This is a genomic window from Methylotuvimicrobium alcaliphilum 20Z (genome assembly GCF_000968535.2).
Lineage (GTDB): Bacteria > Pseudomonadota > Gammaproteobacteria > Methylococcales > Methylomonadaceae > Methylotuvimicrobium > Methylotuvimicrobium alcaliphilum.
Window position 1 is genome coordinate 526,042 of sequence record NC_016112.1, and the last position, 11,899, is coordinate 537,940.

An 11,899-nucleotide genomic window follows, 5' to 3' on the forward strand; every position below is an offset into this window, starting at 1 on the left:
GGGAGCGATCCGGCTCCTTGTGGGAGCGACGCCTTCGTCGCGAATTCGAAGCGCTGCAGGATGGTTTTCCGCTTCGCTGCTACCCATCCTGCAAGGCGGCTCTTGCGTAGGATGGGTAGAGGCGAAAGCCGAAACCCATCGTTGTTCGCGCCGCCGACGGATATTTTGCCGGATAGAGGTCATAAACTCGTCCGAAACGTTTTAATGGTCCCCACGCTCTGCGTGGTAACCCAGGCGGGGACGCTCCAGCGCCCCCGAACCGCGGAGCGGTTCGGGCTGCATTCCCACGCCGGAGCGTGGGAACGATGGCATGTTGGGAGCGATCCGGCTCCTTGTGGGAGCGACGCCTTCGTCGCGAATTCGAAGCGCTGCAGGATGGGTTTCCGCTTCGCTGCTACCCATCCTACAAGGCGGCTCTTGCGTAGGATGGGTAGAGGCGGAAGCCGAAACCCATCGTTGTTCGCGCCGCCGACGGATATTTTGCCGGTTAGAGGTCATAAACTCGTCCGAAACGTTTTAATGGTTCCCACGCTCTGCGTGGGAACCCAGGCGGGGACGCTCCAGCGCCCCGAACCGCGGAGCGGTTCGGGCTGCATTCCCACGCCGGAGCGTGGGAACGATGACATGTTGGGAGCGACACGGCTCCTTGTGGGAGCGACGCCTTCGTCGCGAATTCGAAGCGCTGCAGGATGGGTTTCCGCTTCGCTGCTACCCATGCTACAAGGCGGCGCTTGCGTAGGATGGGTAGAGGCGGAAGCCGAAACCCATCGTTTCACTTAAATTTGAATGCTTATGATGAATCGATACCGTTTAGTGTTTTTATTGATGGTCTGTTGCGGCGTGTCGGCACAGGGCGCGGACATACGCTTGAGCAGTCATCTGCAACGCTTGCAAGCCGAATTCCGTCAGCATAGCGCTGCCGGCAAATCCGTTCAGAGTTTCGTTTCCGCCGACCGAACGCTGTCGGTGATCGATCATCGCTATGTCGTGATCGACATTTCGGCAGCCGATTCGGCACAGGCCGAAACGCTGCTCGAACACTTGCAATCAATCGGCATGATGCACGCGGTCCGCTATAAACAACTCGTTTCCGGCGTGTTTCCGATTGAAAGCTTGCATGAGCTCGAAGGATTGTCCGGCGTCAATTGGGTGCAAGCATCGAGCGCATCCCGCCATGCGCTGGGACCGCCCGGCGGCTTGGCCTACAACGCGGCCGATGCGGCGATGTTCACCGATGTCGTGCGCAAACGCTATAACGTCGACGGAAGCGGCGTGACGATCGGCGTCTTGTCCGATAGCTACAACTGTTTGGATGGCGCGGCGGACGACGTGCTAAGCGGCGATCTGCCGGACGATGTCGTCGTGTTGCAGGACTATCCGTTTTGCGATGAGGGTTTAAGCGACGAAGGCCGGGCGATGATGCAATTGGTTTACGACATCGCTCCGGGGGCGAAACAGATGTTTTATACCGCATGGATGGGCGCGGCCGGCTTTGCCCAAGGCATTCAGCGTTTGGCCGATGCCGGCGCCGATATCATCGTCGACGACATCGCATACCTGACCATGCCGATGTTTCAGGACGGCCCGATCGCGCAATCGGTCGACGAAGTCAAGGCGCGCGGCGTCGCTTATTTTTCTTCGGCGGGGAACATGGCCCGCTTGTCTTACGAAAACGATTTCGTGTCGGGCCGCGAGCCCTTGTCGTCCGATACTGCGCATGATTTCGGCAAGGCGGCGGGGCAGGCTTCCGATTTTTATCAGAAAATCACAATACCTCAAAACACGGGTGTGCGCATCGTGTTGCAATGGGACGACCCGGCTGAAATCGCCGGCGGAGCAGGCGCGAAAACCGATCTGGATTTGTTTTTATTGGATCATAGCAAACGGCGCATCGTGACCAGCAGCCAGGACAGCAATATCGGACACAATCCGGTCGAGATTCTTGGCATCGAACACTCGATGGAAACGACCGAGTTTTATTTATATATCAGCCATCGGGCCGGGCCCGCGCCCAAGCATGTTAAATATGTAATGTTCGGCCCGCCCGCGCCTTGGCCGGACGATGAAAGTGGCGTTGATAACGAAAATGTTGGGGCGATCGGTATCGATACCTACCCCACCCACAGCGGCACCGTTTACGGTCATGCCAACGCGGCCGGCGCAATGGCGGTCGGCGCGATTCCCTACGAGGAAACGCCGTGGTTCGGAACGCCGATTACAGACAGCAAAATTCAGTATTTTTCATCGGCGGGCGGCACGCCGATTTATTTCAATCGGAACGGGATCAGGCACAATCAGGCCGAACAGCGCCTTAAACCCGATATCGTCGCGCCCGATAATAGCGACACGACATTTTTTGGCAATGACAACGACGGCAGCGGCTTTCCCAATTTTACCGGCACCTCGGCGGCAGCCCCGAATGCCGCCGCCTTGGCCGGCTTATTGAAACAGGCGTTTCCGTTTTTAAGCCCCGATCAAGTTCATCTGGCGATGCGTAAAGGCAGCCTGCCGCTACACGATCCCGCAGGCAATGTTTCACAACCGGCTCCACCCAATCCGGACTGTGAATTCGCGGACGACTTCAACTGGGGGACCGGTTGCGGTCTGGTAAAGGCGGACCGGATTTTTAGCGAAGCCGGTAATGCGGCCGACTCCGTGTATTTAACCCTAAAGGCAATCGAGCCTCTCGTCATTGCCGGCCGCGAATTCGCCTATCGCTTCGAAGTGCACAATTTCAGCGGACAAACCTTGACCAATTTACAGGTAAGCGCCAAGCGTCTGCCGAAATTCCTCCGCTATCGCTACGTCGACGGCTGCCCGAGCTTCAACAGAAAGAAAGTCGAATGCAAACTCCCCGACTTGCCTTCCGGCGGCACGGCGGCTTTTAGCATCGGCGTGATGCCGAGAAACAACCCGACCCGGCGCTTACTGCTCGAAGCGGAAGTGTCGACCGACGCGCCGGTCGATTTAAGCGGCGCGCAAGCCGTGCTGGATATCGAACTACTGGCGGTGCCCGGCGATATCAACGGAGACGGCTGCGTGGACAAAGCCGATTGGCGCCGCCTGTTCAGCGCCTATCGACGGGGCGATCATAAACCGGCCTACGACTTGGACGGCGACGGCCTGGTCGGACAAAGCGATTTGCAGATATTGAAAACGCTCTACTCCAGACCAGGAGGTAGACGATGCCGTTGATAGCGACCGACAGAATCGACCGAATGCCCGCCCCGAAACGCCGCCAGCGAGGACTCACCCTAGTCGAACTGACCGTAACGCTGTTGATACTAACCGTACTGGCAACCATCGCGATACGCTCGACCAACGACCTAGGCTTTCAAGTGCGTTACGAACAAACCAAAGAACGCCTGGAAATGATCCGAAACGCAATCCTCGGCAATCCGAGGTTGATTATTAACGGCCAGCAAGCGATTAGCGGGTTTGTGGCGGATATGGGGCGGTTGCCGGTTAATATTCGGGAGTTGATTCAAAGGAAAGGAGATTGTGATGTTGATGCCGGTGATGTTAGTGAAACAGAATGTTTGGGGCTTAGTGGCACATGGAATCCCGATGCCTGGAATAGTAATCCGGTGACTAGGATTCATTCTACTGGTCTTAGATATGGCTGGAATGGGCCGTATTTGAATATTTCCGGCAATCCGGCAGATGAATATGCGTTCACCGATGGCTGGGGGCGAGAAGCGAAAGGTTACTGCGAAACGTCTATCGATACAGATCAAGGTGCATGCGACGTTTCGGACTGGATTGGCGTAGCAAATGATCACAACTATGGGTGGTATTTCAATCAGCTTCCATTGGAAGAAAAAACTCTAACCATTTTGAGTTACGGCAAAGATCAAATTAGCGGCGACGGTGATGATTATTACGATGCCGATTATCCTAGCCCGGCTTCCCAGCCTGTAGTGCGAGGCAATGATTGGTTAGTAAATATATCGGGGGGTATAAGCGTAAGTTTTTTAAAGCCGGGCGTTGAATATTTATCAATGTTTTCACGATGCTCCGACCCTCAGAAAACCTCAAGGGACGAATGCGAAGAGCCCAATCTTTGGTACGGTGGATGCGATATCGCAGGATTTTACAACAAATCGAGTTGCGAAGCCCATACAACGGGAAGCTGGTCCAATTGTTCCGATGACACAGATAAAAACAAAGAAGACTGTCACAGTGCGGGATTTACCTATTACGGACAGGGCTATGGTTGTTCCGACCAATTCAAAACAACAAAAACGGATTGCGAGAGTCCCGCAGTCTGGCGAAACTGCAGTGATGACGGAACGATTGACAATGAAAGCGATTGCTTGAGCGCCAATGAAGTCTGGTTTGGTGATTTGATTTTCGCGCCGAAGAGTAAATCGATTTGTATGAAAATTTATTACAGAAATCTCAACTCACTGATCGGAACATTGGTTAGCGATGCAAAAACGATTTCGGCCGAAAGCGGTTTGAAAACGATCCGATTTACTCATTTCAGAGACGAGGATGACGAGGATACTGAAATTGTAGATAAAATCCCGCTCGGAACGATTGCGATCGGTATTTATAAGCATAATGGTTCAGTTTGCACGAACGATCTATACCCAGTAGGGCGGCAACCGGTAGCCGTAAATCTTTATTCGAAGGCACATTTGCCTGTAATTAATTGGTAATTGTAACGATGGGTTTCGGCTTCCGCCTCTACCCATCCTACGCAAGAGCGACCTTCCATCGTTCCCACGCAGAGCGTGGGAACCATTAAAACGTTTCGGACGGGGTTATGATCTCTAGCCGGCAAAATATCCGTCGGCAAGGCGAAAAACGATGGGTTTCGGCTTCCGCCTCTACCCATCCTACGCAAGAGCGGCCTTCCATCGTTCCCACGCAGAGCGTGGGAACCATTAAAACGTTTCGGACGGGTTTATGATCTCTATCCGGCAAAATATCCGTCGGTGGGGTGCAAAACGATGGGTTTCGGCTTCCGCCTCTACCCATCCTACGCAAGAGCGACCTTGTAGGATGGGTAGCAGCGAAGCGGAAACCCATCACGGGTACCCGCAAACGGCAAAAAAACATTGCGACCGGATTGATAACACCCGTCCGGCGGGAAAACCGGCGGCGAGGCGAAAAACGATGGGTTTCGGCTTCCGCCTCTACCCATCCTACGCATGAGCGACCTTGTAGGATGGGTAGCAGCGAAGCGGAAACCCATCATGGGTACCCGCAAACGGTAGGCAAGCCGTCCGGTGGCGGTGTCTCGTTCGATCGATGAGTGGAGATGAATATGGCTAATTATCGGCGTTATCGGGTTAAAGGCGGAACGTATTTTTTTACGGTGGCTATATACAATCGGCGACAGGCGTTATTGGTCGATTATATCGATGCGCTGCGGGACGCTTTTGCAGAAGTCAAACGTGCGCATCCGTTCCATATCGATGCCATTGTGATCTTGCCGGAGCATATGCATTGTATTTGGACCTTGCCGGAGGGCGACGATGCTTTTTCGATGCGTTGGCGGCAAATCAAGTCTGCGTTTACCGAGCAGTTGCCGGATGTCGAGCCGCGTTCGGCAAGTCGAAAACGGAAGGGTGAACGGGGTATTTGGCATCGGCGATTTTGGGATCATGTCATTCGGGACGATAACGATTTTGCTCGGCATGTGGATTACATTCATTTTAATCCGGTTAAGCATGGTTGGGTCAAGCAAGTAGCGGATTGGCCTTATTCGACATTTTTTCGTTATGTCGAACGAGGGGTTTATCCCTTGTCTTGGGGGAGCGATTACAGCGATGACCTAGAGGTGGCGGGAGAGTGACGGTAGAAACGATGGGTTTCGGCTTCCGCCTCTACCCATCCTACGCAAGAGCGGCCTTGTAGGATGGGTAGCAGCGAAGTGGAAACCCATCCTGCAGCGCTTCGAAATCGCGACGAAGGCGTCGCTCCCACAGAGGGCTGCGGACGCTCTGTGGGAGCGATCCCCTGATCGCGATCTCGAGGCCGAGAGTGTTAAGTAGCAATAAATGGCATCAAGGTCTCATTGGCTAAGATAGCAAGATGGTAATAAACAACTTATGTATAACGATGAGCGCAGAGCGTGGGAACCATTAAAACGTTTCGGACGGGTTTATGACCTCTATCCGGCAAAATATACGTCGGCGGGGTGCAAAACGATGGGTTTCGGCTTCCGCCTCTACCCATCCTACGCAAGAGCCACCTTGTAAGATGGGTAGCAGCGAAGCGGAAACCCATCATGGGTTCCCGCAAACGTCAGGAAACCCGTTCGGCAGCATGTATTTTGAGGATTTGAGCGAATGAAACGATGTTCTTGTTTTTTGCAACGCGGTTTGACGTTGTTGGAGTTGAGTGTTGTCTTGCTGGTGTTGATTGCGCTGGCCGGGTTGATGGTGCCTTATGTCGTCGGCACCGGGCAAATGGCGATGTGCCGGGCGACCGATGCGTCGATGACGGTTGTGAAAGAGGCAATCATGGGTGGTTCTGCGGGGCCGGGTTATTACATGGATACTTTGGGCCATTATCCTTCACCAAAAGACAATCCCGATCATAAATATGGCTTGCATTATTTATTCGTGGCTGGAGGTCGGGATAAATATAATCCCAAGACCGCAGTCGGTTTGCGAGATCCGTATTTATCGACCGGTGGCAGATCAACTGATCAATATCATGCCAGCTTCGGCGCTGTTTTTGATTCGTCGAGCAATCCAAACGGTACGGTGCATATCGATCACAATGATCTGGACCTAGATTTGTATCATGTATTCGACGCCTGGGGCAGACCGATTGTTCTACAAGTTCCAATCGATACCAGCGACTCAGAAGATCCCTTTAAATACGCGCGGTTGGTTTCGGCGGGACCTGGGCATGGGCTTGGGCCAAAAGACGCCGCAATTGATACCACGATTAGCAATCTAGATGCCTCCGACCGCAACGACGACCGGGTGCTTTATCTACGCATGCCCGATCCCGGTCGTAATGAGCCTTGCGATAACTATTAACACTGTTGCGGGTTCTGACGGCACTGACCTGCGCGACATTATTTTCGACCGAGAAGGATTGACAGTATGGAACATGACTTAGAAGCGTTAATTAACCAAGCGAATCAAATTATTCTGGGTAAGGATCGGCAAATTCGATTGGCGGTGTGTTGTTTGCTGGCCAAAGGGCATTTGTTGATCGAGGATTTACCCGGCGTGGGGAAGACGACTTTGTCGCATGCGCTGGCTAAATTATTCGGTATGGATTATCAGCGTTTGCAATTTACCAGCGATCTGTTGCCGGCGGATATTATCGGTTCGTCGGTGTTTATGGCGAATGAGCATGCGTTTAAGTTTCATCCCGGCCCGATTTTCAGGCAAATGATCTTGGCCGATGAAATCAATCGGGCTTCGCCGAAGGCGCAAAGCGCTTTGCTCGAGGCGATGGAGGAGCGGCAAGTAACGGTAGACGGCGAAACGTATGCTTTGCCCGAGTTGTTTTTTGTGATCGCCACGCAAAACCCGAATCATCATGTGGGTACGTTTTCTTTGCCCGAGTCGCAATTAGACCGGTTTTTGATGCGGATCGAGCTGGGTTATCCGGATCATCGCGCCGAGTTGTCGTTGTTGTCCGGCGAGGCGCGCTATCGCTTGCTTGAGGATTTGCCGGTGATGATGCCGGCAGAGCGTTTGTTGCAGTTGCAGGATCAAGTGGCGCGCGTGTATGCCTCGCCGGCTTTGTTGAATTATGTATTGGCGGTCGTGACGTTTACTCGGCAATCCGATCAGTATCATTGCGGTTTATCGCCTCGGGCCGGTTTGGCTTTGCTGAACGCGGCTAAGGCTTGGGCGTTGTTGGCCAATCGCGACGCGGTGTTGCCCGAAGATGTGCAAGCGGTATTGCCGGCGGTTGCGGGGCACCGGATTCGTTCCGGGGTGGGGAATTCGGAGGCTATCGTGGCGCCGATTTTACAAAACGTGCCGGTGGTTTGAGTGCGGTCTTTTCCTGCCGCCGACGCTCCGGTAAATGAAAGTTTGAGACGTGGGGGAGGGTGCGGTCACTCGCCCGACAGGACGCCGTGAATACGTCCATGTAGGCTCGACGGCGGCTTTCCCTGCCGCCGACGCCTGTCGGTCGAGCAACCGCACCCTCTTCGGAACCGGTATCTGAGCAGGACGGGGTTTAAACCCCGTCCTAAACGTTTCGCCCGTGGCCAAAGTAAACCGAAAGTAACTATTCAGTCCCCCGGAAATTATCGTTCCCACGCCGGAGCGTGGGAACGATAGGGGCTGTGAATAATTACAACCGAAATGTTTGGAGCAAATCGAAACGTTCGGAGCGGGTTGAATAACCCGCCCCGCGCTCATCGTTATACATAAATTGTAGGGTACGCTGCGCGTACCAAAGCCGTGCCCTGACGGTTCGGCTGGCACATGAACATCGAGGGGTTACCATGGTACGCACAGCGTACTCTACGCGGATCAACGAGCGTTAGGTGTGGGATATCCAAGGGTGTTAAGTGACAATAAATGGAATCGACGTCTCATTGGTTAAGATTGCGAAAGGTATATTTTGAAACGAATTACGGTTAGAGGTGTGGGATGAACGCAGATCTAGCGTCATTGAAACAAGGTTTCGGGTTCGGGCGTTTTTTCAGGCGGGACGAGTCTGCGAGCGGTCCGTTGGAGTTGACGCGGCGGCGGGTTTTTATTTTGCCGACGCAGCGGGGGCTGAGCTTGGTTTATACCATTGTGTTATTGTTGTTGGTCGCTCTGATTTATAACAATAATTTGGTGTACGGCTTGGCGTTTTTTCTGGCTAGCCTATTTTTTGTGTCGATTTTGCATACCTATCGGGCGCTGGCCGGGTTGGTGGTAAAAACCGGTTATGCGGCCCCGGTTTTTGCCGGCGAATCGGCGGGTTTGTCATTGACGGTGAGTAATCCGACGGACACTCGACGCCATGCTTTGTCGGCGCATCTGGAAAACGAGTCGGTTTTCGATTTGGAGGCTCGGCAAAGTAAAACGCTCACCTTATATATGCGTACTCAACAACGCGGTTGGCATTCGATTGGCGCGATAACGCTGGCCAGTCATTATCCGTTGGGTCTTTTCCGGGCCTGGTCGCCGCTGCGCTTTAGCGATCGGATTTTGGTTTATCCGAAGCCGGCTCGGGATGTCGTGCCTTTTCCAGACGCAAGCGGGTCTGACGCAGCCGGGCAGAGCGTTAGCGACCGCGGCGGGCAAGACGATTTTATCGGCACTCGCGAATATCAGGCGGGAGATTTGTTGCGCCAGATTCATTGGAAGGCTTATGCCAAGGGTCAAGGCTTGTTGTCTAAACAATATGCCGGCGAGTCGGTCGGCACCGAGTTGTGGTTGGATTATGGGCAGGCTTTCGGGGAGCGAACCGAAGATCGTTTGAGCCGTTTATGCCGCTGGATTTTGGATGCCGATACGGCCGGTTTGCGTTATGGCTTGCGTTTGCCGGGCTGCCGTATTCCGCCGGATCACGGTGCTTCGCATCGAGCCCGCTGCTTGAAGGCTTTGGCTCTTTTTGAGGGCGAGCGATCATGAATGCAGGTATCTTGCGAGGCTTGTTATTTGCGGTCGCTTTGATCGTGCTGCCTCACGTCGGTCATATTCCGCCGCTTTTATCCGTATTTTTTGGGGTGTTGTGGGTTTGGCGTTTTTGCGGTATTCGTTATCCGAATTGTCTGCCTAAGGGTATGGCCGCTTCGGTGTTGATGTTGGTCGGTATTGGTTTGCTGGTCGCTCATCATCAAGGCGAATGGGGGATCGGTAGCGGTACGGCCTTGTTTGTGACGGCCTTGGGCTTGAAGTTGTTGGAGTTGAATAAGCCGCGCGATGTTTATTTGATTGCTTATTTGGGCTTTATCGTCATTGCCGCTCAGTTTTTGTATTGGCAAAACATCGTTGCCGCCGTTTATGGTTTGTCGGTCAGTTTGTTGTTGTTGGCCTGTTTGGTCGCCGTGAATCAGCATGGCCGTCTGTTTCGCGTCGATGTATTGCGCAGGATTTCGTATTTGTTTTTGCAGGCCCTGCCGATGACGGCAATTTTATTCATGGTGTTCCCTCGGGTGCAGGCGCCTGCCTGGGCATTTTTGAATGACGAAAAGCATCGGGCGCAGTCGGGCCTCGGCGATATTTTGGAGCCGGGCGCTTTCGATCAATTGGCTTTGTCGCCCAAACTGGCGTTCCGGGTCAAGTTTGACGGTGCGATGCCGCCTAAGGATCAATTGTATTGGCGCGGCCCGGTGTTTAGTTTTACCGACGGTGTTCGGTGGCGCAGGTCTACTAATGCTCATGCCAAGTATTATCAAGAACCCTTGCAGGTATCCGGTCAATCGTATGCCTATCGCTTGTTGCTGGAACCGCAAGCTCACTCATGGGTGTATGGGCTGGAGATGCCCGTCGAATACGATGATTCGTTGCGGCGCGATGCCAATTATCAGTTGCTTAGTCGGGTTCGGAGCGAGGAGGCCGCCGAATTTAAGCTGGTGTCTTATTCGCACTATAACACCGGTCGCATTACGCGTTCGGAGTATGCGGAAAACCGGCAATTACCCGGCGAGCCTTCCGTTGAAGTCGAGTCTTTGGTTCGGCAGTTACACGGTTTTGACGAGGCGCCCGAGCGGTATTTGAATAATGTGTTGGCGTGGTTTCGGCGGCAGGGTTTTCAATACAGTCTGACACCGCCTTTGATGCCGGATCGTCCGATTGAAACATTTTTGTTCGAGGCCAAAACGGGTTTTTGTAATCACTATGCGACGGCGTTTGTTTATTTATTGAGGGTCGCCGATATTCCGGCCCGTGTGGTTACGGGTTATCAGGGCGGCGAGTTCAATAAAATCGGCCGGTTTTTAGAAGTCCGGCAATCGGATGCGCATGCCTGGGCTGAGGTTTGGCTGGACGGCAAGGGTTGGGTTCGGGTCGATCCTACGAGTGCCGTTATGCCGGTTCAGACCTCGCAAGATTCGCTTAGGGATGAGCGTTCGGACTTCGGAGAGGCGGGCTCGGCGCCCATTGACCGGGAAATTCGAGATTCCTGGTCCGATTTGAAGCCGGTCGAGCAGTTTTGGAATAGTTTGGAATATTACTGGCAGCGCTGGATCGTGAGTTATGGCAGCGGGACGCGTAGCGATCTGTTGAATCGCCTTCATCTGAAGCATTGGCAAGAGGTGTTGTTCGGCTTGCTGGCCGTATGGCTTGCGGTGATGTTGATTTTGGCGGGTATGTTGTTGAGGCCTTGGGGCAAGCGTGACGATCCGGTGGTGAAATTGTATCGGAATTTTTGCCGGAAAATGACCCGGTTGGGCGTGGAGAGAGCAAGCAGCGAAGGACCGATCGATTTTGCGCAAAGAGCAAAGGTGCATTGTCCGGAATTGGCGCGCGATATCGATGAGATTACCGAGATATTCGTTAGATTGAAATATCAGCGTGCGGATTCGGACGGCGATTTTAGGCGCTTGAGAAGGAAGGTTTCGGGGTTGCGATGTTGAATTCGGAAGGGCCGATGGGTTTCGGCTTCCGCCTCTACCCATCCTACGCAAGAGCCACCTTGTAGGATGGGTAGCAGCGAAGCGGAAACCCATCACGGGTACCCGCAAGCGGCAAAAAACATTACGGTCGGATTGATAATACCCGTCCGGCGGGAAAACCGGCGGCGGAGAAAAACGATGGGTTTCGGCTTCCGCCTCTACCCATCCTACGCAAGAGCGACCCTGTAGGATGGGTAGCAGCGAAGCGGAAACCCGCAAACGGCAAAAAAGCATTGCGACCGGATTGATAACACCCGTCCGGCAGGAAAACCGGCGGCGGCGAAAAACGATGGGTTTCGGCTTCCGCCTCTACCCATCCTACGCAAGAGCCACCTTGTAGGATCGGTAGCAGCG

At 53.7% G+C, this 11,899-nt stretch carries 7 protein-coding genes; all 7 read left to right on the plus strand.

Annotated elements, in window-relative coordinates:
* Positions 1-792 precede the first annotated feature (792 nt).
* The 7 genes from MEALZ_RS20545 (at position 793) to MEALZ_RS02400 (ending at position 11,506) form a co-directional block, all read left to right on the plus strand.
* Entirely contained in the window at positions 793-3,195 is a 2,403-nt protein-coding gene (locus MEALZ_RS20545; RefSeq protein WP_014146987.1) for a S8 family serine peptidase, read from the plus strand.
* Complete coding sequence (locus MEALZ_RS02370; RefSeq protein ID WP_014146988.1) at positions 3,186-4,664, plus strand: type II secretion system protein; 1,479 nt, start codon at positions 3,186-3,188, stop codon at positions 4,662-4,664. The genes MEALZ_RS20545 and MEALZ_RS02370 overlap by 10 nt, the downstream gene beginning before the upstream one ends.
* Before the next feature lie 611 nt (positions 4,665-5,275).
* Entirely contained in the window at positions 5,276-5,806 is a 531-nt protein-coding gene (locus tag MEALZ_RS02375; RefSeq protein WP_014146989.1) for an REP-associated tyrosine transposase, read from the plus strand.
* Between the two features lie 496 nt (positions 5,807-6,302).
* A complete protein-coding gene (locus MEALZ_RS02385) occupies positions 6,303-7,004 on the plus strand; it encodes a hypothetical protein (protein ID WP_014146991.1) in 702 nt (233 codons plus the stop codon).
* A gap of 66 nt (positions 7,005-7,070) precedes the next feature.
* Positions 7,071-7,976, plus strand: coding sequence for an AAA family ATPase (locus MEALZ_RS02390; RefSeq protein WP_014146992.1), 906 nt, complete (start codon positions 7,071-7,073; stop codon positions 7,974-7,976).
* A 609-nt stretch (positions 7,977-8,585) separates the two neighbouring features.
* Complete coding sequence (locus MEALZ_RS02395) at positions 8,586-9,560, plus strand: DUF58 domain-containing protein (protein WP_014146993.1); 975 nt, start codon at positions 8,586-8,588, stop codon at positions 9,558-9,560.
* Positions 9,557-11,506 carry a transglutaminase TgpA family protein gene (locus tag MEALZ_RS02400; protein ID WP_014146994.1) on the plus strand — a complete coding sequence of 650 codons (1,950 nt, stop codon included), beginning with the start codon at positions 9,557-9,559 and terminating at the stop codon, positions 11,504-11,506. The genes MEALZ_RS02395 and MEALZ_RS02400 overlap by 4 nt, the downstream gene beginning before the upstream one ends.
* The last annotated feature ends 393 nt before the right edge of the window (positions 11,507-11,899 follow it).